Genomic DNA, 23,734 nt, shown 5'->3' with positions numbered 1-23,734 from the left:
GCTTCGTGATGATCTCTTCTGCCTTGTGTCTTTTCACTGCCATTTCAATGTCCTTCTGAGGCTCATAAGCCATACTTCATGAAGGATCACTTTTCAGGGGGCAAACCACTTTAAAGCATTCTTGCTTGAATAGTCCAACTGCCGAATAGTCGCTTTTGGCGCGCTTGCCCAGCTTGATGTAAAGCGTAACGGCTCGCATCCGATTTTCGTAGGATTGCATGAACTAACTCTCTGATAGCCCTAGTTTTGTCCGCACCTCCCTCCCCATCACTTCCACCTGGAAATCAACAATCCGGGCCTTTTGAGAAAAAACCACGCCTCCCCAAAAGTACTATAAAAGAACAATCGCGTGACACTTTTTGTATCATAATTTTGACGATAAATGTAAGTAGCGCTTATAAAGCATTGTGTATTACCAACTAAATACAGTGACTTAATGTGATTTTAGCATACAAAAAATGGTGCGGTCGGCGTAAGTTGATCCAAGCTGTATTAGGCATGCCATTGGTGATACAACCGAGGTTGCCTATCGCCGCTCTGATGCATTGGAAAATGCGGCGCAAGCTTATGGCAGATTGGGAAGCCTATTTATTATCTTCCTGAGGTTTGAGCAGGCTGTCTCTGAATTTTATTTTCACGCCGTAAGCGTGCTCGTAGGTTTGAACAGCTGTTTTGAATACCTGATTTGCATTCACGTCCGCAATTAGTAGCTGGCATACATGCGAATAGATCGCGTCACGAATTTCGATTTCAGTTACATCTTCGTTATCCATTTTTCATGCTCCTTGGTGATTAAAAACTACATTTGATGTCTTCATTTTTATGAGCCCATATGTAGTTGAGTTGCGTTTCCATCTTGGATGATACGGTCGATTGCCTGATGAGTATCTGACGTAGCCAATCAATGAGAGCTGTGTTCCTTTCTGTTGCAATTGAATCTGCAACTCGGAACAAAAGTTCTGCTTCGCTGGAGGCAAGCTCAAGGGAGCCAGCAATGCGACTGCGTTCAGCGGGCTTTATCTTCCGCAAAGATTTAATGATTGATGCCGTTTCATGCCGACTTATCAGAACGGAAACATCAAGAATGTCATCGAACGTGGCGGCACCGGATTCATTCGTCGTATAAGCATTGATGAATTCTTTTAAGAAGACTTTCCTGCTCAATGAACTGGACGGAGCCTTGGCCATGCCCAAAAGGTAAAGCCAATCGTCGATAGCGCTTTTCTCGGACGGTTCGATTTCAAGAATCTCGCCAATAGCGCTTGCAATATTCGCGGGTAATGCAAGTCGGCTTGTCAGTTCGATTTCAGTCATGGGCCCAGCTGCATTTACCAATCGCTGAATCTTTACACTTGGCGCTGCCACCCAAAGCGCAATCGCTACACCAGCAAAAAGTGCAATTATTATTGAGATCAACATTTGCCTGCCGGTGAAGCCAATTCTATGATGGTGCACTTCATCACCTTGGGCAAGCATTGCGCGAGAGGTGGGTTTTACCACCCCTTTTCTGCGAAGCGCATTGGCGTGGTCACGAAGATTTGTCATTTTTCACCTTCAATAATCCACGGTTACTTAAAGCGTCCGCGATGCCTTGATGAATCATTTCAACTGCTTCGGACATCCAGTCAGCAATCCAGAGCTGAACTTCTTCCGTGAAGATTGCCTCCGCATCGCGCATGTCATGAACATCACCGAGTTTCGTGAAATCGCCTCGTCCAACATCAGCCAGCGACAGACCGAAGCCTCCAGCTTCCGTTGACCACCGGCGCCCAAGATTGGAGAAGATCAGCTCAACTGCGCCTGCATCAAGCGCATTCCGCCTTGTCTGCGAGTTATGCCAATGATCAAAGTCAGATGGGCGGTCAGCAAATGCCAGTGAACGGCAAAGGACGACTGGAACATTGTTTTCGCGAGCAAAGCCTTGCGTAAAATTCGAAGCATTACGATGGGTATGGCTGCTCAGGTTAATCGGGCGGACAACAACAAGTGTGGCTCCGATTTTCTTTGCCGCTTGAAGCATCCGAGGCATCATTTCCTCAAGAAGAGATTCATCGCGTGCGCCGGCATCAAAAACCATATGGTCAGCTTCGCCGTTTTCTATCTTCTTGATAGCCAGAGCGAACTTACCAAATGCTTCCGGCTCAGACATGGACACAAGTTTTGCATCTTGGAATATGGAAATGGTGTCGGAATTGCTGGTATCGCCGTCCAGAATATAAACGCGGCAATCCCCATCACAGCGTGCGGCTTCGACGAAGATTTGCGTAAGGAAGGACTTTCCCGAGCCTCCTTTGGCATCAACAACACATATCAAGAGCTTATTGCTCATGAAGACATTTTTCTTAGCCATGGTATGTTCTCCTTGAATTATCTCACGCGAACGAAGTTGACAGGCGCAGCAGCTGTCAGCTGTTCATTGATGTTTTCGATTTTTGAGATCAGCATTGCATTCGATATCGCGACTTCATTCCAAAGCTCGTGAGCATCATTCCCGTCTGATGCGATAGCGGGCGAATAGGGCTTAGGAAATTTCGTGTCTCTGAAGACGATTGCGACCGACGAGCAGCCGGCAGGAAGCTTTCCTGGAAGGAAGCAGCTAGGCACTTTTAATGAGTGGCTACTTTCAGTGATCTTCCTCAACGAAAATAAGCTACATTCAGAATTCTGACTTTGGAGTTGAAACGGTTGGGTGAATATCTTCCCCTTTCCGCTTCCGAAGGCAGTAGTTTGACATTCCAAATTGGATTTGGGCATCTGATCGATATTATCGGGCATTTTCATCTCCATTTTTATTTAACGCGACTGGATCTAACAGGGCGGATAATGCCTTGTTGTCGGTTGCTGACTTCGTTTTCAAAGATTGGCTGATCGGTAGTTTGCTCCGCGGCGATAGAAGCATTCTGACGCCATTCCGCTGCATCGTTCTTTCGCTTCAATTCCTGCTCACGGAGCTGCGCGTTTGCGACTTTCTTAGACCGCTTTGACGGCTCCACTCGATGGTACGAGCGCACAGTGTCAGCTTTGACGTTGGCACAGCCAGAACGTCGCAAGATCTCTGCAATGTCTTCCCATCGTAGACCGTTTTTTCTGGCCTTTGTGATGTCATCACTGAGGGCGTGGACAACTCCTCGCAACGTGACTGGTATCGCTGGCTGCGACTGAGCTAGTGCCAATTTTGCAGCATCCACAATCTGTTCCGTATTGTCGGCATGATCATCGGGATTATTCATCTCAAGCTCCGTTCCTGAAAAAATAAGTTTATGGGTCAATAGACATTCATAGACGACTGTAGGCAACTATAAGTATATATAGACTATTATGGAAATATTGATATTGCCTCAAATCTCAGCGATAGTCTATATCGTATATTTAGACTGACACATCTGGTAGATCAGTCAAGTATTATTATCATACAGAAATCGGATGGTTACGTTATATGGAAATTAGTTATGATTTCTTCTTTAGGCCAGTGACCGCAGGTATGCGGCATTCGCCGCCCTGCTTTAAACGACTTCTAGACTGGCCAAGGGGCGTCGCCCCTATGGAACCCGATCAGAGGGGTTTTACCCCTCGTGGACTCCCCAATTGGCACCGTGGATTCGGTGCCTTTAACCGCCCTGAAGGGCATCAAAAGGAAGCGTGAAATGGCGATGAAACTTAAATATCCCGCCCGGATTTCATTCCGGCTCACCGCTAGTGATGAAGCATCACTCGAATCCCTCGCAACTAGCAGAGGAATACCTAGAGCTTCGTTGGCGCGTAAGCTGGTGATGAAAGGGCTAGAGTCCGCCACTTACTATCCAAGTGGCCGCACTCACCCCAACGTCGACGAATTGCGGAGCATAAATGCCAGTCTCGGGCGACTAACGAGCCTCGCCAATCAGTTGGCGGCGAAAGCCAACTCTGGCGAAAGAGTTGATGCAAATTCCATCAGAAATCTTCAGAGCGATGTCGCGCAAATGCGCCTCGAACTACGAATGGCATTGAATGTAAATCGAGCCGATCCATGATCATTAAATCAAAAGCAAGGCGTATGGGTGGGCTGGCAGCCCACCTGACTGACGCCAAGAAAAATGAACGCGTAATACAGCGTCATGACCTTGATCGAGATGCCAATCTCGATCTTGGCACTGCGCTCCTTGATTTCGGTACAAATGCGAAGTTGGCTAGCCCAAATCCCCGCGCTCGACAGCTCTTTCATATTAAGGTTTCGCCAAGCCATATTCTCACTGAAAGTGAGTTAATTCGAACCATTGAGCTTATTGAGGCCGAGCACAATATCCCCCAATCAACGCCGCGCAAGGTTGTTGAACATCTGAAAGGGAATCGTGCGGAGCATTATCACCTTGTCTATTCGCACTACGACCCCATCACCGGGAAAGCCATTTGCACGAAGCGCAATCACATTAACGATGAAATGGCGAGCAGGCTGTGCGAACTGCATTTTAACGAAGCAATTGTTGTTGGCAAACATACTGAAAAGAACGCAGCAGAACTAAAAGCGCGTGGTTTGACAGAGGATGCGGCCAAGCTCCGGTGCGCAATGAGCGAGAAAGAACATTCATCGGGAGGCCGGAGCATCATCCGATACAACGACGCCGATCGATTAAAAAAAAGTGTATCATTCGAAGATCGCATTTGGGAACTATTTGCTGTGAATGGCCGGGATATCAGCAGATTCAAAACCGCCGCTACAAAGACGGGCTTCGTATTTGCTATGGGCGACAAAGCCATAATGATTTTGGACCCGGAAACCGGCATCAGCATCCCGCTTCTTCGGCTTCTCAACAAAAGAGCAAAGGCCAAAGGCCTTGGTGCCGATCTTCGGAAAGCGGATCTTGTCGAACTGGCAAAAATCGAGCCCCTTCCTCCGCTGAAGGCTGTTAGAGAACAATCCATGACCCGTAGAATAAACTACATGAAACGCCGCGCGGCGATCGAACGCGAATTATTCTTGCGATTTGCTCCGAAAGCCAAGGTGGAGCAGCCTGCCGATCCTGAGATGGGTAAAAAAGACAAGCCAACAATGCAGACCATCGAGACAGCGATAGAGTTCAATCAACAGTTACAAGAAGCGTTACGCCAGAAGCTGCTGGCCATTTTGCTCAAGAAGAAAATCATTCAAAGATTGACCAAGCGGCTTGAGCGCAAGTCACCGCGAGGGATGACACTATTCTTAGCAAATGAGACAGCCTCAAAAAGGAATGTAAACCAAACAGCAATCATGGGCGCAAATAAGATTGCCATGATGACGGTCGCGCGCGCACGAAATTTGAAAGTGCCATCACAGAGCCAAGCTGTGAACGCAGTTCGATACGCGCCCACGAAGAATGCCCCTCGGAACAAGTCAGCTACTTTGAAGAAGCCGAAGCAAGTAACGGCTAGCATTGAGAGATGAGCCGTCGGACCGTTACGTGCGTGTATGTAGGTTATTAAAATGATCGTCTGGCATGCCCAAAATGGATGCAATTTCTGCAACTAGGCTAATTTCTATGAAGGGGTGAAAAACAGACCAGTCTATTTCGTACGCCAATTACAAAACGTGGCAGCCGAAACATTGGCCTTGCTACGACCTCACCAATAGGCGTGCTATCCTCTTTAGCCTCAAGCGAGTGGGTGAGAACTCGCTTGCTATCGCGCGACGGTCAGCGCCGTGGTCGACTTTGGAACGTCATGATCTCCCCGTAACCGTCTAAAATAAAGTGCAAAGCGGCCGTAATAACAACAACATTGCTCGCGGTACCTGTGACCGCATTGATATCAATTCTGCTAAAATCTTAGCCGTCCCAGATCATTAGCTGTTGCGTTCGATGGCAACGATACGCTTTTGGTTAAATAAATGAGAGCCTAAGTTTGTTTAGTAATCCAATCGAATTTCATCTCCATTACCTTTTTGATTATAAGCGTGAAAAGAAAACTTGCAGATCAGTCTTTGTCTGATTCCACGATTGATGCTTTAAAGTAAGATTCCCGAAAATAAAGAAAAAGAGAAGAGTTTGATTGGCCGAAAGACATGGCTGTTTCGGCAGATGAATATATTTTTTGATTTTAAGATTATCGATCTGCGATCTCTTGATAGTTAGATTTCCCGAAAAAAGAGAAGATTGGCGCGCTCAAGAAATTGTCAAAGCGCGCAGTCATTAAATGGTTTGAGTGAGAGATTTTATGGTTTCAGCTTTGCTGAGGCCAAGGCTTTTGCTCGTCCAAAATTATAAGGAGTTATGAAATGCGAATAATTGGAATGTTTGATCAGCGGGGTAACAGCCTCGTTGGTCAAATGGAATTGCTCGGGCACACGATCGATCTGGTATTCTGGCCGCGTGAAAAGAAAGGCGAACTGAGCCCCGATTACGATATTTATAAAAAGAGCTTTATCGTTGGATCTGCCTGGAGAAGAAAAACACTCGATACAGAGCAGGATTACCTCTCCGTTAAATTCGATGATCCGACTTTTGTTGCACCATTTTACGCACGGCTGCTCGATAAAGACGCAGACGGCAAATTTGCCCTCATCTGGCAGCGCCCCAAAGCCAAGCCTGTTTAAACCGTTCAGGTATTCACTGATATCACCATTGTCATCCGCATTCGTGCGTCTGACCATCTGTCGATAGCATTTTCGCTCATCGACTGCTCTGAGGCAACAAGGCCATTCACTCCGCCGCCTGAATGATCAGGCCGCAGGCCGTTCCGCCTCCCTTCCAAAAAGACTGATCGCGCAATCCGCCTAATCGTGTCTGGAGCATCGCTGCTTCCAGCATGCCTTCGCGCGCGGTTCGTCAGCACTCAACATCAACATCAACATCACTTATGAAATTAACAAGGAAACTGAATGTCTAGTTCTAACGCCACAACCCAGCTGAAGATCACTTTCGATGCTGGCAACGAGCCGCAATCCGCAAACATGCGCATTGAACTTGGAGAAGCAAGCATTGTGCTGCCGCTCTCCCCTGGGCTTCGCTTTGAGGGTGAACACCCACTGAGCATCAGCCTGAACTTTCCCAACCATTTTATTTTTAATCAGGAAACAATCGATGCAAGCGTTTCGTCAAAATCAGCAACTACCGAAGAAACGTCACACACGAAAGCCTCTGAGAACAAAGCAGACAAAAAGCAATTGCTTCTACCGTCTGCCCGTTCACAGACAGCTTCATCAAAATACCAAACACAATGGCCAGTTATCGGTGGAGATGACCTCATCCTCGATACGGCCGATATTCTGAGTTCAAAAGCATTCGCCGAGAAATTCAGCCCCGGCATAAAGCGAGATATTTATATCGCCGGCTGCCCAGGCCTCAAGGATCTCAAAAAGCAGTTGAGCATTCCAATCTTTAAGATCGGTGAATGCGGCGAAGGTCGAATTGCTGATCGTATCAAGCAGCAAAGCAAAGACCAGTACGGATCTTATTATCAGATTGATGGCGACTGGCCGGTGCAGGATGAGGGCTATGATGAATATTCAGCTCTTCAGATCTATTCGCCAGAGACTCTTCACGAGAATAGCCCGGTTCGTGCTTTAACCCGCGGCCTGTCGGTCACCCTCCCCCAAGGCATGAGCCGTCAGCAGTTCAGTGCCGGCTTTCAAAAGCGGCTTGCGTCCTGCAGCTGGCTCAAATGGCGAAACACCGAAGATGCCATTGCGCATTTTGAGCGCAAGAATATCAATCAGGATATTATCGATCGCTACACCGATTATGGCGTTGGCGGTCGAACGGACATGACCCAGGCCACTGAGCTCTACTGCATCCGCAATGAAAACCCGGACGACTGCAAGCGGCTCATCGCCATTATTGAGAATGTCATTCTCGCGCATATGGGTTTGATTTGAGAACGGCGAATTTGTGCTGCCACTAAAGGAATTGCAGTCCGAAATTCAATAACTGCAAATCGTTATGACAGGCCGGGTACGCTCGGCCTGTTTCTAAAAATGAAGCAACTATTCGAGTTTTTCCGAAAAGACGACACAAACTGAATGACGTTTATGAGTATGAAAGCGATAAGACGACAGAAAATCCATCCCAAAGCAACGCCAAAACGATAAAATGATGAGAAATGCCATAAATCACGAAATTGTGATGTTATCTATTTTCCGATTAGAAACCTAAATTATCATAGAGAAAAATAATTTTTTAAAATATTCTGTCTTTTTTTGAGATCCAGAAATAGATTTTTTATAAAATTATTATCGACTTTTTTATTTTATATTTTTTTCGATCTCTGAACTACGATTTTTGAAACCGATTTCTAAAAAAATATAGAGCCATCTTAATCCTACCCAATTTCTAACCAATTTGATTAATTTTTTTAAAAAAAGGTCTGCGTGAGTTCTTATTTTTTCTTGAAATTTTTTTCCTAAACTTTAATCATTCTCTTTTTTTGATTAAATTCAATGCTTTATGATTTTCTCTAATGATTGATTTTAAATTCACTAGCTGAATTGTAGCAGTAAATAATCTGATCAGTAAACATATTTTATATTTTTTACACGAATAAAATCACTTTTAAAACTCTGATAAAATATTGAATAGAGGAAATTATAAAATAATTTTTCCAATCAGTTTTCTCAAAAGATTAGAAAATAATTGACCTTGAATTTGCCTAGTAAAAAAGCATGTCGGAAATGAGTCGCAAATGTGGCTAAAAATAGGAAACTGTTGCGCAGTCAATTTTATTATTTAAAAACAAATACTTATACGAGTCGTGATATTTGGCTAAAATCCGCATGAGAAACTTTTACGGAGCACTTGCTTTTTAACAACTTGCTAATGACACTATAAAAGAGGCGACGAACCAACACAGTCCGCCGCCTTAAGATGGTTGATCCATCCATAGCCAAAGGGCCAGGGCGAACAACATATGCACTGTGCACGATATAACATGTTGCGATAAAGGCAACAGGCAACAAGCCGCAAGGGTCGTGCGTACGATCTGGTCTGCTGGCTATGTATGGGTCGACCGATATTAACAAAAAGGATGATGATCCATGCATAACAATAAAGAAAAGCTATTTTGTGACATCTCAGGAAGTCCATCAAATTTCCGTTTGCTGGCACTGCCGGAGGTGATGCAGCTGACTGGCCTCGGGCGTGCCACCATTTATAAATGGATGTCAGAGGGAAGATTTCCACAATCCCTGAAACTCGGAGGCAGCTCTGTTCGGTGGAGATCCGATGAAATGGATGATTGGATTTCCACACTACCTCGGCATTGAAGCAATGTCTTAGGCCAAAACAAGAGCGCGTCGCAATTCAGTCTATTCAAGCGACGCGCTTTATCTCTTCATATTTCAGCATCTCTTCCCCTCAGAAGGGCAACGCCCCCCTTAAAAATACACTTTAATTGATCTTGCCGAATATTCTTTGAGCTGATCGACGGCGGCCTACAAGCAAATCTGATGCCGGCAACATACCATCAAGGAGCATGTCAGCCCATATTTGAGCAAGCTCCCGTCGGCGCGCCATATGGCTTGCACGATTGTATGCTGCTTCAACCTTATCGTCTTGTTTGTGAGCGAGCATCGCGTCGATAATAAAACGATCAGCTGGAAAATTATCATTCATAATTGTCGAGAATGTCGCGCGCCAACCGTGAGGAACATGTCGGTGATGATACCCGGCCCGATTGAGAAGGTAACCCAGCGCATTTTCACTCATAGGCTTATGTGCATTTCGCGCGTTGGGAAATACGTACGGCCCTTTACCTGTCAACAGGCGAACGGCCTTAATTGTTTCGAGAGCCTGCCGTGACAAAGGTACCCGATGGTCGTTGCGATCATCGTTCTTCATCGCCTTTGTCATCTTCATACGTTCAGCAGGAATAGTCCAGACTGGATTGTCCTCATCAACATCTGCAAACTCGCTCCATGGCGTCGCCGCCAATGAACCAGGCCGAACGGCGGTAAGAGCAAGCATACGCATTGCAAGTCGCGTGACTGGATGCGCCGTTTCACCATCTATTGCTTGAATGATTGCACGTGCTTCTTCGAGCGTGGCAGCAGCCGGATGACGACCTTTCCTAATCGGCGCTAGCGCCTTCTGAACGATCGACGCGGGATCAGAACTACCTTTTCCAATCGCTATAGCAAAAACAAAAACAGCTGACATACGCTGACGCACGCGATGTGCTGTCTCAATCGCAGGGCGTTTTTCAATTTTACGCAGAACACTTAATACCTCAGGCGGCGTAATCTCAGTAATTTGCATATGACCGAGATCGGGAAATACGTCACGCGTCAATGTATGGATGACTTCATCTGCATGACGCTCACTCCACGAACTCTTCTGAAGATTAAACCATTCCCGGGCAATCGCTTCAAAAGTAGACGCTTCGTTAGGCCTCATGAGCTTTTGTTTCTTCTTGGCAGCAGACGGATCGACGCCAGATCGCAACAGCTTTCTGGCCTCTTCCCGATGTTGCCGAGCTTCAGCAAGCGAGACCTCAGGATACGGGCCGAAAGATATCATCTTCGCCTTGGAATTGAAACGATAACGATAACGCCAAACTTTTGAACCGGTCGGCATAATGAGAATCGAAAGTCCGTTCGAATCTGTTTGGTGATAGGACTTGTCTTTAGATTTAGCTCTTTTGATTGCAGCATCTGTCAACATTTTCGGCCCTCGTGACGTATACACATTAAGGCGCCGCGATATACGCTTTTCTCCGATCGCGTATACACATTATATACGCTTTTTGACTGGCTTGCCGGATACGTACATGGAAGGACGCAGAGTGATAATCGGCGTAAAAGCCCGTAATTGCAAGGTTTTTTTGATGGATCTGGAATTTCAGGGAAGGGGAAATGGCGGAGGGGGTGGGATTCGAACCCACGGTACAGTCTCCTGCACGCCGGTTTTCAAGACCGGTGCCTTAAACCGCTCGGCCACCCCTCCACGCGATTGAAATGGTTATGCTTTTCTCGGTTTCAGAAAAGCTCAAATTCAGTATGGATACTGATTTGCCACCCATTCAATTATCGGATGAGTACTTACCAGCTTTTATGGCGACGTCAACTTGTTCTGCAACTTTTGTTTTCATCCAAAGCATGACTTGTGAATAAATTTCCAGAGCAATCCGATTGTGAAGGAGGATACGCATCAGCACGCTATTTTCAGCACCATTCATGACCTGATAAAACAGGTGCCATGGGCCTCTGAACAAAAATCATGTGCGGCAGCACATTCGGCTTTGATTGTCGTTCCGGTTGAGTAGCTTTGTGGCGTTTCATATTTTTGTAGATGACTTACGCTATTGCACTAATTGCACTTTGGTAAGCTTCTTTCCTGCTATCAACACAAACACTACGCGTTGAGAACTGGCAGAAGACCGTAGAGTAACCCTAAACAGCAATAAGAGGACGCCCAACCGAACAACCTCTTCAAATTAAATTGTTAAAATTAAGCTGTTTGAATGATCGTATTCTGCTAAAGCTCGCGACGAAATTAACAGCATGGAAATATTCATAAAATGGAATGGTTCCCGATAGTCGCCGGCGGATTCAAGCTTGTCGTTTTAGGCATCGCCATGTTTTTTGCTATAAAGTGGCATTATGACAAAGACAAAGAGGCAAAAAAACAAGAAGCTGATAAAGCTATTGAGCCAAGCAATTCATAATTTACCCATGACAACAACGCATTGCCCCTTCCCCAAACAGGAAGGGGTATTGCGATAAATAAATATATACCTCGACGTCCGAATATAATTATTGATGAATTTTAAAGTCCAACAATAATACTATAGATAAAATACTATATAAATAAATGCAACTTAGACAAAAATGTCTAAGTTAAGCAATCTCGACATAATAGAGATTACAAATAAAGGCAGCGGCAATCTGTCACTTATATAGATTTGTAAAAACTCGCTCTATGGATTGAACTCTCTATCTATAATGCATAAACTTGATATTCATACTCATAAAAGAAAAGGGAACCTATGAGTCTGGAATCGGTCAAGGCGTTCTTTTCGGAGAAGGCACCGGAAATCGATATCATTGAATTACCGACCAGCACTGCGACAGTCGCACTTGCTGCTGAGGCGCATGGCGTGCAACCGGGGCAGATCGCGAAGACATTATCGTTTACGGCTAAAGACCAGACCATTCTCATTGTAACACGTGGCGATGCACGTATCGATAACCGTAAGTTTAAAGACCATTTTGGAAGCAAACCGCGCATGCTGGATGCGGAAAGCGTGGTAAGCGAAACAAGCCATCCAGTCGGTGGTGTGTGTCCATTTGGTTTACCAAGCGCCCTGCCCGTTTATTGTGATCTGTCGCTCAAGTCCTATGAAGAAGTTGTACCTGCAGCAGGCGCAACGAACAGCGCGGTAAGGATCGCTCCGCAAAAAATGGCCGAACTCGTTTCGGCGCAATGGATTGATGTTTGTCAGTCGACCGGCATTGATTTGAATACATGATCGCGGTGACGTGATGAAAAGAAGTCGTTTTTTACCCTTTAAAGGTGATAAATCACTTCATATATTTTAAGAATAGTTCTAAAGTGGAATCGAAATAAACGCACGCGCTTGGCACATACGCTCAAAAGCTAACCATCCACGGTTAACCCACGAAGTATGTGACGTAACAAAAGCAGAGCTTGTGAATGGGAAAACCCCGATCATAAAGTTCGAGGATGTGCTGAAAGGAATAATAAATGCGTCTTACTCGTCAGACGAATTATGCCATTCGCATGCTTATGTATTGTGCCGCCAATGACGGCAAATTGAGTCGTGTGCCGGAAATCGCCCGTGCATATGGCGTATCCGAACTTTTTCTTTTTAAGATTTTGCAGCCACTTGTTGAACACAAGCTGGTTGAAACGGTGCGCGGTCGTAACGGTGGTGTACGCCTTGGACGCGCAGCAAAAGATATTTCACTGTTCGACGTTGTACGCGTGACCGAAGAAAACTTTGCGATGGCAGAGTGTTTTGAGAACGACGCCACGGAATGCCCGCTCGTTGACAGCTGCGGCTTGAACTCAGCTCTGCGTGAAGCGCTTAATGCCTTCTTCGGCGTTTTGATGAAGTACAGCATCGACGATCTCATAAAGGCTCGTCCGAATGTTCGTGCTTTGCTCGGCCTTGATGAAGATCTTGAAGTTGAGCGCGTTGCCAGCTAAATTTCTATAATGTGCTGAATTGAAAAAGGCTGAAAACCAACTTGGTTCTCAGCCTTTTTATTTTACGATTTCGTTCAGTGCGACGCAGCGTAAGCCGATTGTGGTAGCACGAAAGGAACCCCTTGTGCCGGCTGGACACCAACTCGCAACGTGCATTCATAAACCCGTTCAAGCCGATCGTCGGTCAAAGCATCTTGCGGCGTGCCGATGGTATCAAGCCTTCCCTTATGCATGACGGCAATACTATCGGCGAACATGGCGGTAAGATTGAGATCATGAAGAATGGCAATCACCCCACCACCTGCCGCCGCAAAATCACGTGCAATTTCCATCACCGTAATCTGATGTTTTATGTCGAGGCTGGAAATAGGCTCATCAAGGAACAGATAGCGGGGTTGCCCATCCACAACGGGCTTCCACACCTGGCACAAAACGCGGGCCAGCTGGACACGTTGCTGCTCGCCCCCGGATAATTCCTGATAAAGCCGACCGCTAAAGCCAGCCAGATCGACTTTTGCTAAGGCGAGATCAGGCAATTTTTCCTGTTCAGGACCGGTTACACCGCTGAATCCACCTGTCAGACCGATATGCACAATTTCGCGAACTGTGAATGGAAACGATAAAGCGCTGGCCTGTGGAAGCACCGCACGACGTGCTGCCATGCGCCATGGCTTAATGCTGCTGAAATCCTCACCATCCAAATAAGCCGATCCCGTATAAGCGATATCGCCAGACAGCGCGCGCAGCAATGTTGTCTTGCCCGAGCCATTCGGACCAACGATGGCTGTCACCTCACCGGGACGCGCAACAAAATCGACATTCTCAATAATCGACTTTTTGCCAATAGAAACGCTTAAGTTTTTGGTTTCAATCATCACGCGCCTCACAGGTCGAGAACGCCGCGCTGACGCAGCAATATCCAGAGGAAGAAAGGAGCACCACAAACTGCCGTAATAATGCCAATAGGCAATTCAGCGGGTGCGACAATGGTACGGCTGACCGCATCTGCCAGCAAAAGCATGATCGCACCAAGCAGTGCTGCCGAAGGCAACAAATAGCGATGATCGGGGCCAATGCTCAAACGCAGCATGTGGGGCACAACGATACCAATAAAGCCGATGCCACCCGATATTGCGACCGTCGCACCAGTCGCAGCCGCCACGGTCACGATAGCCACATTTTTAATACGCTGAACGGGGATGCCGAGATGACCCGCAGCTGCCTCGCCCAATGCAAGCGCATTTAGACCACGTGCAAGAAACGGCGTAGCGAATAGGACAACCATAATAATCGGGCCAGCCGTTCCAATCTTGCCCCACGTAGCGCCCGCAAGCGAGCCTAGCCCCCAGAAGGTCAAATCACGCAACTGGCGATCATCGGAAATATAGACAAGCGCACCAGTCGCAGCGCCGGTCAGTGCCCCAAGCGCGATGCCGGCAAGCAGCATTGTAGCGACAGATGTTCGCCCGCGTCGCGTCGCAACGCGATACAGAACAAGCGTTGTGATCAACCCGCCAACAAACGCAGCCAGTGGCAAAGCATAAAGACCGAGCAACATATAAAGCGGCGCAAGCGTTGTTCCACCAAGGACAATCATCGAAACTGCACCCAAGCTTGCACCAGCCGAAACACCCACAAGGCCCGGATCAGCGAGTGGATTGCGAAACAATCCCTGCATTACAGCACCTGAAACGGCAAGTGACGCCCCCACCAATATGCCTATGATGATGCGCGGCAAGCGTATTTCCATAATGATCAGATGATCACGCCTGAAGGCATCTGCACTCTCCTGCGTGCCGAAAACATATTCACGCAGAACAGTCAAAACCGATGCATCAGAAGCACCCGCAGTAAGACTGAAAAGGGCTGTCACGCAAAGGGCTATCGCAAGAACAACGATAGCAAGGCGTGCGCGGGCTGAACGATCACCGACATGGTTATCGGCGGCTTGATCACGCACAACAAAGCCCCCGGGTTTTGCCGTGCGGTCATGGCTAGTCATTTCTATATGTCCTTATTGCGCGTTTCCGCGATATGCCTGCCCGTACTCAAACGAAACAGGCACAGTTCTTAGTTTGCGGCCTGTTTGCCATAGAGCTTTTCAGACAATTCACGACTGGCAGCACCTGTACGTGGACCGAAGCCAAGCAGATAGAGTGAGTCCATCTGAACAATGTTACCGCTGCGGCCCGCAGGCGAATTGGCCAAAGCAGGATTTTTCAGAAGGTCTTCTTTCTGAACGCTGTCTTTACCAATATTCATCGTCAGGATCAGATCAGGAGCAGCCTTTTCAACGGCCTCGTCTGTCAGCTGCTTATAACCCTGGTATGAATCGATAGCATTTGCACCGCCCGCAAGCGTAATGATGCCATTGGCACCAGTGCCAGTTCCAGACGCCATAATGCGTCCTTCCTGTGCAGACATGATGAAAAGCACACGCTTACGTGGGTTTTGATTGGCCGAAATCTTCTCAGCTGCTTCAAGATCACGCGAGACGTTTGCTGCAAGTTCCTTGGCCTTATCTTCAAGCCCAAGCGCTTTACCGACAGCATCAATCTTGGCAATGACGCCTTCACCCGTAAATGCTTCCGGGACCATAACAATAGGAACAGATGCCTTCTTGAGGACTTCCAGAGTTTCCGGCGGGCCACTGCCTTCCGACATCAAAATGCCGGTCGGATTGACCGAAAGAACGCCTTCCGGCGACAGGCGGCGCATATAACCAACATCGACCAGTTCGCGCGCTTGTTCAGGATAGGTGCTAGTTTGATCACGTGCGACGAGCTTATCGCCTGCGCCCAACGCATAGACGATTTCTGTCACAGCGCCACCGACCGAAACAACCCGGGAGCTATCCGCAAGTTTCTCAACTGTATCCGCTTTTGCAAACCCGCTGAACGCAACGGTTGTAGCAAGGACAGCCAAAGCCGTATAGCGACCGATGCTTGAACCAATCATTGACATGTTTTGAACCCTTCACATGCATATTCCGGAAATGGAAACCATCTCCGGAACCCGCATTAAAACAAAGACTTAAATCCTGTTTGTATTAAGCGGCAGACGACTGTGGCAAGCGCGGCAGATTTTCTGCGATCATACGCCAATCAGCCAGTTCAGCCTCGCCTTCATGACGTTCGCCAAAGAACTGGATAATCATCTCGCCATTGGCATCGTAGGCTTCAAGCGAAGTGACGTGACCATCCTTGGTAGGTTTACGAACAACCCATGCATCAGCAATGTGATCCGCGCGCAGATGAAGATGGAAAGTCGGGTCAAGTACATTGAGCCATGGGCCCATCGTCTTAATTTCTGCAATCTTACCGGTGTGGATTTGAATGCAACCGCGACTTCCGACAAAGCACATGATCGGAATCTGTTCCTGCACCACATGGTTCATCATGGCTTCAACCGCTGACAGATCAACGCGCCATGCGAAATCCTGACCCGCAAGATGCACGGCCTGATGACGGTCAACACCAAAATCCTTCAGCAGACCAATAAACTGGTGAACATCGGTGAGCGCACCCCAGCGTTCGCGGAACGCATCGCCATCAACAGTTGAAACGTCCGCTTTCTCAGCTTTGGCAGCGATTGGCTTTGTTTCAATCGCAGGCGTCTGATCATCAAGCAGAAGTTCTGAAACAAGCTGCTCATATGCTTCCAGATTGGATGCAGGACGCAGATGGATTTTATGAACCGCTTCGCCCGAAGCATCAAAAAACTGAAGGCTACGACGAATATGTTCGCCATCCGGCTTTGCGACAGCAAAACCGTGCACCCAATGCCTCGGGAAAATACGGAGATCAATTTCTTTGCCGAGTGTCAGCGATGCATGCGGACCCCAAATCGTTTTTTCGAATGGGCCGATCTTCTCGTGCACAGCGCTTTCATTGCGCGTTAGCGCCATGACTTCGCCGAGCGAAGGCGCATGTTTAAGCAGAGTTTCAACATCGGCACGGATGCGTCGGGCGGAAATCAAGCTTTCAGCATCTGCACCTGTGTAAGCCGCAATGAAATCGGCTTCTGATATCCCGAGGCTTTGCGCAAAATCGCGTTCGCGCATTTTCGGGTTATCTGCCCGTGCCTTGAGTATTTGCTCTGGGGAGGGCTTGGTTTGGGTCGTCATCTTTTGTTGCCTACTTGTTAAGGATGAGCTTGCCTTGACGGGTGATTTTCAAACGATAGAGAGAGCCGCCGTGCTCTATCGCCACTTCACGAGAGCCGTTGAAGAGTTCACGGCTGCCATAAGTTTTAAGCTGCGATTCATAAGACTGTTCAGAAGTGTGCGATTTGACCTGTCCTGTCGTATCTAGACGCGACTGGAGTTCGGGCATGCGGCTGGAGACGCGCTCACGCGGCAACCGCACCTGCATGTCGATATGGATTCGCCTGTTCATTTTACTGCCTCTGCACCAGTTATGGAGCCGTTCTTGTTAACTGACTTGGTCCCAACAAATCATTAGTTGACATCATAAGTCATGTTTAATAATCACTGCCTTACTGGATTAATCGAGTCAAGTTTAATTCTCTTTTTTTCCAGAGCAAGCCCGAAGGTTCTCCTTCCAGCCAGCGCCACAACTTCCCTCGGGATGGGAAGAACGTAACCTATTGAAAAATTTAACTTTCCCACTTCCATTTAGACGTGGGATATTTTCTGTGGCCTTTTGGAGAACCTAGGCAATGCGGGTTATAAACGGGGAACATAAGCGGTCATTTTTGGCGAGCACGGGCTTGGCAGTGATCCTTACTACGATTGCATCGGGCGCATATGCGCAGCAAAAAGCTGCTGCAAGCGAAGCCGATGGTGTTGAGTTGAAAACAATTACAATCCAGAATCCAACGGCAGCTAAAGGCGATGCACCATATTCGACGCCAGCTGCAGTCAGTGCTGTTTCAAAAGAAGAAATCAATCGTTATGGCGATGTGAAACTCGATGACTTGCTTCGCGATGTTCCGGGTACATTTACACGCATCAACGGCTCGCAACCCGGTGTTGCTGTGAATATTCGCGGCTTCGAAGGCTCTGGACGCGTCAATACAATGATTGACGGCGTTCGCCAAAATTTCCGGTTTACAGGACATGAAGCTTCTGGTTTTACATATGTGGATTCTAATCTTCTCGCAGATATTGATGTGAGCAGAGGTGCGGTTACCGGCCTTGGTGGCGGCGGTCTCGCTGGCAGCGTAAATCTTCGCACGTTGGGCGTTGATGACATTGTGCGCCCAGGTCAGCAATATGGTGTTTTGGGCCGAGCTTCATGGGGTAGCAACGGTGTTGGCTTCTCGGAGATGATCGCAGGTGGTGCTCGTGTCAATTCGATGGGCATTGCGGGAGCGATCAGCCATAGGGATTCTGATAACTACAAAAATGGCGATGGCATTGAGCAGAACAATACTGGGCAAAAGCTGACGTCTGGTCTTATTAAAACTGAGTTCGGCTTTGGCGAAGATCATAAACTGTCTTTAGGTGGCGTCCTCTATAACAATGATTTCGGCGCCAATTCTTACGATCAAACCATCAAAAATCGAACCCTGACTGCAAATTATAGCTATAATCCAGCAGATAATGATCTCATCGATTTCCATCTAAATGGTTACTATAATCGCCTTGATATGAACTATGGCAAAGGCCTTACATCAAATGCAACATCGGCTGTAGACCGCGAAATCAAGGACACAGGATTAGGCTTCGATATATCCAACACTTCACGTTTTAACGTCAACGAAGTTGCCATTAAATGGAACTACGGCGTTGAATATTTCCGCGATAAAGTGACTGGGGAAAAAACCGGCGTTAATCCAGACAATGGGCGCAGCACAACTGGCGCGGTCTTTTCGGATACGACCTTATCATACGGAATTGCTGACCTGACTGTCGGTTTGCGTTATAACTTCTACAGTCTGGAAGGTGACGCAACTGATGGCACCTCTCTCGTTGACAAATCCTTTAACGCGCTAGATCCGCGCATCACCCTCGCAGTCAATGCAACAAGCTGGCTGCAGCCTTATGTGACATATTCACATTCAATGCGTAGTCCAACTCTTCAGGAAACGATGGTTGGTGGCGTTCATCCAGGCAGCACTCAGGTCGGTTTTCGCGCAAATCCAGACTTAGAGCCTGAAAAGCAGAGAGGCTGGGAAATCGGCGCGAATATTCGCAAAGACGACCTATTGACTGCAGGTGACAGCCTGAGAATTAAAGCCAACTACTATAACATGAACGTCGAAAACTACATTGTAAGCACCGGCTACAATGGCTGTAATCCATTCGGCCCGAACTGCCAGACATGGTACACAAATGTTGATGGAGATTCACGTGTACAGGGCGTGGAACTTCAGGCGGCTTATGATGCTGGATTTGCATTCGCTGGGGTAACATACACCTATACGAAGGCCGACTTGCCTCCAATTATGCCTGGACTGGGTGCAAGCCAGTATCTTCCAGACAACATTTTCTCTTTGTCAGGTGGCGCTCGTTTCCTCGAACGTAAGCTTACTGTCGGCGGACGCTACAGCTACGTTTCAACGGGAGAAGTTGCAGGTTACACAGGTGTTACGACGACAGATAAAAGTTATGGTCTGGTCGACATCTTCGCAAACTATAAGTTTACCGATAACGTTGATCTGACACTCAAAGTTAACAACCTGTTCGACAAGACTTACACACCATTCCTCAGCACATCTGGATCAGGTCAGGGACGTACATTCCTCGTCGCTACACAGTTCCAGTTCTAAAAACATTCGGGAGGCCTAAGCCTCCCGAACATTGATCGTCGTGTCTACGAAGTCCACTCATCTCTGACCGCTGTGGTGGTCTTCATATCCCGAGATACGACGCGGCGAGTGCAGTCCCTACCACTGCACTCGCCGGAACTTTATCAGGACTTACCACGCCATCTGTGCAATTGTCCTGCGATCAATTTGTAGCCAGTCCCTCTTTGAAAGTAAGGATCAGCAATGTTCATCGCAATGAACCGCTTCAAAGTAATCGTCGGCAATGAAGCCGAATTCGAAACCGTTTGGCGCAGCCGTGACTCGCAACTGTCAGAGTTGCCAGGTTTTGAAAGCTTCCATCTTCTGCGCGGCGCAACCAATGAAGAAGAAGGCTATACGCTTTACTCCTCGCACACAGTTTGGAAAACGCGAAACGATTTCGTGTTCTGGACGAAATCAGAACAGTTCCGCAACGCGCATCGCAATGCCGGCAACACCAAGCCGCTTTATGCTGGCCCACCTCAGTTCGAGGGATTCGAAGCTGTTGAAGGCATCTAAACCGCCTTTAAAGGCGGTTTTCCACATGATGCGGCGAAATGGCGCATAAATTCAAAACAGGGCTAAAACTGCCCTGTTTTTCTTTATGTAAAAGTCTAATTCGCGTTTAAAGATGGGCGGTTAACTCATATTTAGAATTATTCTAAGTTATTGTTTTTTAGAACGTTTCAAAAACATAAAATTTGACAGAACGGCCACCATACAGCCATAACCTGACTGAAACTGGTGGGTTTTAAAAGACTTACCTAAGACTACCTTTGATGTTCGGGCCTTTAACCCCTGCGATTGGAGGAACCTTTGTTTGGTTCAGAGTGGCGTATTGCCAATATTGAAGTTAAAAAACGCGCTTTAAACAGTGCTTTTGATGTTATGAGCAGCAACGAACAAAGACGCCCACTCCATCTTGTGAATTTTTTACAGTCACAGAGCATTGCAGATGCTGGAGTTTCTTTTAAATGCTAGTCTGCAGCTGCAACGTTATTACACAAAAAGATATCGAAGCCGTTATTACGCAACTTCTTGATGAAGATTGCTGGCGTTTAATCGTGCCTGGAACCGTCTTTAATGCCATGTCCAAGAGTGGCCGCTGCTGTGGCTGCTTCCCAAATGTCGTAGAAACGATCATAAGGGTGACCGAAGAATATCATCTTCGTCACAATCAAATGGACGAAAACGTGATCCTGTTTATGGATCGTGTACGTTCTCTACGAGACAAATTCGGGAGTTCTTGGAATGAAAGGCGAACCAAAGGTCATCGAGCGGCTTAACGAGGCACTGTTTCTCGAATTAGGCGCTGTAAACCAGTATTGGTTGCACTATCGTCTGCTTAACGATTGGGGTTTCACGCGTCTTGCTAAGAAAGAACGCGAAGAATCCATCGAAGAAATGCAGCATGCGGACAAGATCATCGACCGCATTATTTTCCTTGAAGGCCACCCAAACCTTCAGACACTCGCACCATTGCGCATTGGCGAGAACGTCAAGGAAGTCCTCGAAGCTGACCTCGCTGGCGAGTACGACGCACGCGCTTCTTATAAGAAGTCACGTGAAATCTGCGACGAACTCGGCGATTATGTTTCCAAGCAGCTTTTTGATCAGCTTCTCGCTGACGAAGAAGGTCACATCGACTTTCTCGAAACCCAGCTGGAACTGCTTGGCAAGATCGGCGAAGAACGCTACGGCTTGCTCAATGCGTCACCTGCTGACGCAGCTGAATAATTAAAAATACATTACAAAAAAGGGCGCCATAAGCGCCCTTTTTTTAATTATTGGATTGCAGCTTACTGCGGCAGCTTGTCGTCTACGCCTTCGACGTAGAAGTTCAGACCAAGCAATGTCTTATCGTCAGCCTGTTCGCCTTCTTTGAGCCAGACGGAGCCGTCCTGCTTCTTGATAGGACCAGTGAATGGCTTGAATTCACCAGACTTGATCTTGGCTTCAGTTTCCTCAGCCATTTTCTTCACGTCATCAGGCATATTGGTGTAAGGCGCCATCTTAACGAGGCCTTCCTTCATGCCCCACCAGATGTTCTGGCTTTTCCATTTACCGTCGAGAACAGCTTTAGCGCGGTCGATGTAGTATGGACCCCAATCGTCAACGATTGCTGTGAGCTGGGTTTCAGGACCAAACTTGATCATGTCCGAAGCCTGACCGAATGCCTTGATACCGCGCTCATGTGCAACCTGGATAGGAGCAGTCGAGTCGGTATGCTGGGTCAGAATGTCGACGCCCTGATCAACCAGTGCCTTGGCAGCATCAGCTTCTTTGCCAGGATCAAACCACGAGTTCACCCAGATCACCTTGACTTTGAAATCAGGGTTGACCGACTGTGCGCCGAGAATGAAGGAATTGATGCCCTGCACAACTTCCGGCACTGGCACAGAGGCAATGTAACCTGCAACGCCCTTTTCCGATAGCTTCGCTGCGATCTGACCCTGCACATAGCGACCTTCGTAGAAACGCGCATTGTAAGCAGAAACATTGTCAGCGGTCTTGTAACCGGTTGCATGTTCAAACTTCACATCCGGGTATTTGGCAGCAACCTTGATGGTTGGGTCCATATAGCCGAAAGAAGTCGTGAAGATCAGCTTGTTACCAGCACGCGCAAGACGCTCAATCGAACGCTCAGCATCCGCACCTTCCGGCACGTTTTCCAGGAATGTCGTTTCGACCTTGTCGCCAAGAGCTTCGATCATTTCCTTACGCGCAACGTCATGCTGGTAAGTCCAGCCGAAGTCGCCCGGAGGTCCGATATAAATGAAGCCAATTTTCAGCTTATCTTCTGCATGAGCCGCTCCGCCAAGCATAAAGCTGGCTGCAGTGGCAATCGCCAACAGCGTCTTTTTCATGTTCCCTGCACTCCTTGTTATCACCCTCAAAACAAAACAGCAGTCAGTGGGAGCCGGACTGCCGTTCAGAACTCGTATCTACCTGTCCGGCACAAATGGTTTGCCAAGCGACGCAGGCGTGTTCATCATCGTCAAACGCCTGTTGCGCGAGATGATGACCAGAACCACAATGGTCGCGATATAGGGCAAGGCCGACAGGAACTGCGACGGAAGACCGAAACCAAGTGCCTGCGCATGAAGCTGGCCAATGGTAACCGCACCGAAAAGATAAGCGCCGATCAGAACACGCCACGGACGCCATGAAGCAAACACCACGAGCGCAAGTGCAATCCAGCCTCGCCCTGCCGACATGTTTTCAACCCATTGCGGCACATAAACCAGTGACAACTGCGCGCCGGCAAGTCCGGCACAAGCGCCGCCAAACAGCACTGCGAGATAGCGCGTGCGAACCACATGCACACCAAGCGCATGAGCAGAGCCATGATTGTCTCCGATAGCACGTAATTGCAGGCCTGCCCGCGTACGGAACAGGAACCAAGTCACGCCAATGACAAGAAGAATGGAGATGTAAAATATCGGGTCCTGACCGAACAGGAAGCGTCCCACATAGGGAATTTCCGTGAGATACGGAATGCTGATCGCATCCAGCCGTACACCGGGCATACCGACAAAGCTTTCGCCCAGCATGGCTGATGCACCAATACCAAGAATGGTGAGCGCCAGACCAGTTGCAACCTGATTGGTAACAAGCGTCAATGTTAGAAATGCAAATATGCCGGAAAATGCCATTCCTACGAAAATGGCGGCAATCATGCCAAGCCATGCAGACCCAGTGAATTGAGCGGCGGCAAAGCCGGAAACCGCCCCCATCAGCATCATACCCTCGACGCCGAGGTTCAACACGCCGGAGCGCTCGACGACCAGTTCACCAATAGCTGCAATCAGCAAAGGTGTTGCAGCGGTCGCAATGGTGAGAAGGATTGCCTGTGTCAAATCCATTGA

25 protein-coding genes, 1 tRNA gene and 1 pseudogene are annotated in these 23,734 nt (G+C 47.8%); 12 read left to right on the top strand and 15 right to left on the bottom strand.

What is annotated here, in order from left to right; genetic code table 11:
- Window positions 1-584: 584 nt before the first annotated feature.
- Genes WH356_RS16920 through WH356_RS16900 form a run of 5 tightly spaced genes read right to left on the bottom strand, consistent with a single transcriptional unit; the run spans window position 585 to window position 3,230 of the window.
- The gene (locus tag WH356_RS16920) at window positions 585-773 is read right to left on the bottom strand and encodes a hypothetical protein (protein ID WP_339512858.1); all 189 of its coding nucleotides are present in this window, start codon (window positions 771-773) and stop codon (window positions 585-587) included.
- A 19-nt stretch (window positions 774-792) separates the two neighbouring features.
- Window positions 793-1,545, bottom strand: a complete 753-nt coding sequence (locus WH356_RS16915) for a hypothetical protein (protein ID WP_339512856.1) — start codon at window positions 1,543-1,545, stop codon at window positions 793-795.
- Window positions 1,529-2,350 carry a hypothetical protein gene (locus WH356_RS16910; RefSeq protein ID WP_339512854.1) on the bottom strand — a complete coding sequence of 274 codons (822 nt, stop codon included), beginning with the start codon at window positions 2,348-2,350 and terminating at the stop codon, window positions 1,529-1,531. Before WH356_RS16910 ends, WH356_RS16915 begins: the two co-directional genes overlap by 17 nt.
- 17 nt (window positions 2,351-2,367) lie before the next feature.
- Window positions 2,368-2,775 carry a hypothetical protein gene (locus WH356_RS16905; RefSeq protein ID WP_339512852.1) on the bottom strand — a complete coding sequence of 136 codons (408 nt, stop codon included), beginning with the start codon at window positions 2,773-2,775 and terminating at the stop codon, window positions 2,368-2,370.
- Window positions 2,776-2,789: 14 nt separating this feature from the next.
- On the bottom strand, window positions 2,790-3,230 hold the full coding sequence (locus tag WH356_RS16900) for a hypothetical protein (RefSeq protein ID WP_339512850.1): 441 nt from the start codon (window positions 3,228-3,230) through the stop codon (window positions 2,790-2,792).
- A gap of 414 nt (window positions 3,231-3,644) precedes the next feature.
- Between WH356_RS16900 and WH356_RS16895 the strand changes: the two genes are divergently transcribed.
- The 5 genes from WH356_RS16895 to WH356_RS16875 all read left to right on the top strand — a co-directional run bounded on the left by WH356_RS16895 (window position 3,645) and on the right by WH356_RS16875 (window position 9,208).
- Window positions 3,645-4,010 (top strand): hypothetical protein, encoded by a 366-nt coding sequence (locus WH356_RS16895; protein WP_339512848.1) that lies wholly within the window; start codon window positions 3,645-3,647, stop codon window positions 4,008-4,010.
- On the top strand, window positions 4,007-5,398 hold the full coding sequence (locus WH356_RS16890; RefSeq protein ID WP_339512846.1) for a hypothetical protein: 1,392 nt from the start codon (window positions 4,007-4,009) through the stop codon (window positions 5,396-5,398). Before WH356_RS16895 ends, WH356_RS16890 begins: the two co-directional genes overlap by 4 nt.
- 828 nt (window positions 5,399-6,226) lie before the next feature.
- Window positions 6,227-6,544 carry a DUF736 domain-containing protein gene (locus WH356_RS16885; protein WP_339512844.1) on the top strand — a complete coding sequence of 106 codons (318 nt, stop codon included), beginning with the start codon at window positions 6,227-6,229 and terminating at the stop codon, window positions 6,542-6,544.
- A 285-nt stretch (window positions 6,545-6,829) separates the two neighbouring features.
- Entirely contained in the window at window positions 6,830-7,825 is a 996-nt protein-coding gene (locus WH356_RS16880) for a hypothetical protein (RefSeq protein ID WP_339512842.1), read from the top strand.
- Between the two features lie 1,155 nt (window positions 7,826-8,980).
- A complete protein-coding gene (locus WH356_RS16875; protein ID WP_339512840.1) occupies window positions 8,981-9,208 on the top strand; it encodes a helix-turn-helix transcriptional regulator in 228 nt (75 codons plus the stop codon).
- A gap of 124 nt (window positions 9,209-9,332) precedes the next feature.
- Here the strand turns inward: WH356_RS16875 and WH356_RS16870 are convergent, their stop codons facing one another.
- The 3 genes and pseudogenes from WH356_RS16870 to WH356_RS16860 form a co-directional block, all read right to left on the bottom strand.
- The gene (locus WH356_RS16870) at window positions 9,333-10,337 is read right to left on the bottom strand and encodes a tyrosine-type recombinase/integrase (RefSeq protein WP_339512878.1); all 1,005 of its coding nucleotides are present in this window, start codon (window positions 10,335-10,337) and stop codon (window positions 9,333-9,335) included.
- 18 nt (window positions 10,338-10,355) lie between these two features.
- Window positions 10,356-10,604, bottom strand: a pseudogene (locus tag WH356_RS16865) (Arm DNA-binding domain-containing protein); the annotation flags it as partial.
- Between the two features lie 192 nt (window positions 10,605-10,796).
- Window positions 10,797-10,886: transfer RNA gene (locus WH356_RS16860), tRNA-Ser, on the bottom strand.
- Window positions 10,887-11,460: 574 nt separating this feature from the next.
- Between WH356_RS16860 and WH356_RS16855 the strand changes: the two genes are divergently transcribed.
- From WH356_RS16855 to rirA, 3 genes are all read left to right on the top strand, one after another.
- Window positions 11,461-11,607 carry a hypothetical protein gene (locus tag WH356_RS16855; RefSeq protein ID WP_310011946.1) on the top strand — a complete coding sequence of 49 codons (147 nt, stop codon included), beginning with the start codon at window positions 11,461-11,463 and terminating at the stop codon, window positions 11,605-11,607.
- 321 nt (window positions 11,608-11,928) lie between these two features.
- Window positions 11,929-12,411 (top strand): YbaK/EbsC family protein, encoded by a 483-nt coding sequence (locus tag WH356_RS16850; RefSeq protein WP_339512836.1) that lies wholly within the window; start codon window positions 11,929-11,931, stop codon window positions 12,409-12,411.
- A 236-nt stretch (window positions 12,412-12,647) separates the two neighbouring features.
- Window positions 12,648-13,112, top strand: coding sequence for an iron-responsive transcriptional regulator RirA (gene rirA, locus WH356_RS16845; RefSeq protein WP_339512834.1), 465 nt, complete (start codon window positions 12,648-12,650; stop codon window positions 13,110-13,112).
- A 74-nt stretch (window positions 13,113-13,186) separates the two neighbouring features.
- Here the strand turns inward: rirA and WH356_RS16840 are convergent, their stop codons facing one another.
- From WH356_RS16840 to hemP, 5 genes are all read right to left on the bottom strand, one after another.
- Window positions 13,187-13,987 carry a heme ABC transporter ATP-binding protein gene (locus WH356_RS16840; protein WP_339512832.1) on the bottom strand — a complete coding sequence of 267 codons (801 nt, stop codon included), beginning with the start codon at window positions 13,985-13,987 and terminating at the stop codon, window positions 13,187-13,189.
- 8 nt (window positions 13,988-13,995) lie between these two features.
- Window positions 13,996-15,114 (bottom strand): FecCD family ABC transporter permease, encoded by a 1,119-nt coding sequence (locus WH356_RS16835; protein ID WP_339512830.1) that lies wholly within the window; start codon window positions 15,112-15,114, stop codon window positions 13,996-13,998.
- A gap of 68 nt (window positions 15,115-15,182) precedes the next feature.
- Window positions 15,183-16,076 carry a heme/hemin ABC transporter substrate-binding protein gene (locus WH356_RS16830; RefSeq protein WP_339512828.1) on the bottom strand — a complete coding sequence of 298 codons (894 nt, stop codon included), beginning with the start codon at window positions 16,074-16,076 and terminating at the stop codon, window positions 15,183-15,185.
- Window positions 16,077-16,161: 85 nt separating this feature from the next.
- Window positions 16,162-17,238, bottom strand: a complete 1,077-nt coding sequence (locus WH356_RS16825; RefSeq protein WP_339512826.1) for a hemin-degrading factor — start codon at window positions 17,236-17,238, stop codon at window positions 16,162-16,164.
- A 10-nt stretch (window positions 17,239-17,248) separates the two neighbouring features.
- The gene (gene hemP / locus WH356_RS16820; protein WP_339512824.1) at window positions 17,249-17,509 is read right to left on the bottom strand and encodes a hemin uptake protein HemP; all 261 of its coding nucleotides are present in this window, start codon (window positions 17,507-17,509) and stop codon (window positions 17,249-17,251) included.
- 340 nt (window positions 17,510-17,849) lie between these two features.
- Between hemP and WH356_RS16815 the strand changes: the two genes are divergently transcribed.
- The 4 genes from WH356_RS16815 (at window position 17,850) to bfr (ending at window position 21,602) form a co-directional block, all read left to right on the top strand.
- Window positions 17,850-19,847 (top strand): TonB-dependent receptor domain-containing protein, encoded by a 1,998-nt coding sequence (locus WH356_RS16815; RefSeq protein ID WP_339512876.1) that lies wholly within the window; start codon window positions 17,850-17,852, stop codon window positions 19,845-19,847.
- Between the two features lie 222 nt (window positions 19,848-20,069).
- Window positions 20,070-20,384 carry an antibiotic biosynthesis monooxygenase family protein gene (locus WH356_RS16810; RefSeq protein WP_339512822.1) on the top strand — a complete coding sequence of 105 codons (315 nt, stop codon included), beginning with the start codon at window positions 20,070-20,072 and terminating at the stop codon, window positions 20,382-20,384.
- A gap of 455 nt (window positions 20,385-20,839) precedes the next feature.
- Window positions 20,840-21,151, top strand: coding sequence for a (2Fe-2S)-binding protein (locus tag WH356_RS16805; RefSeq protein ID WP_339512820.1), 312 nt, complete (start codon window positions 20,840-20,842; stop codon window positions 21,149-21,151).
- The gene (gene bfr / locus WH356_RS16800; RefSeq protein ID WP_339512818.1) at window positions 21,117-21,602 is read left to right on the top strand and encodes a bacterioferritin; all 486 of its coding nucleotides are present in this window, start codon (window positions 21,117-21,119) and stop codon (window positions 21,600-21,602) included. Before WH356_RS16805 ends, bfr begins: the two co-directional genes overlap by 35 nt.
- A gap of 62 nt (window positions 21,603-21,664) precedes the next feature.
- Here the strand turns inward: bfr and WH356_RS16795 are convergent, their stop codons facing one another.
- Together WH356_RS16795 and WH356_RS16790 are read right to left on the bottom strand one after the other, a co-directional pair.
- Window positions 21,665-22,732: a BMP family ABC transporter substrate-binding protein gene (locus WH356_RS16795; protein WP_339512816.1), complete on the bottom strand. Its 1,068-nt coding sequence runs from the start codon at window positions 22,730-22,732 to the stop codon at window positions 21,665-21,667.
- Between the two features lie 78 nt (window positions 22,733-22,810).
- The gene (locus tag WH356_RS16790) at window positions 22,811-23,731 is read right to left on the bottom strand and encodes an ABC transporter permease (protein ID WP_339512814.1); all 921 of its coding nucleotides are present in this window, start codon (window positions 23,729-23,731) and stop codon (window positions 22,811-22,813) included.
- Window positions 23,732-23,734: the final 3 nt, after the last annotated feature.

This window comes from Ochrobactrum sp. MYb379 (assembly GCF_037479515.1).
GTDB lineage: Bacteria > Pseudomonadota > Alphaproteobacteria > Rhizobiales > Rhizobiaceae > Brucella.
This window is presented reverse-complemented; position numbering and strand designations above follow the sequence as displayed.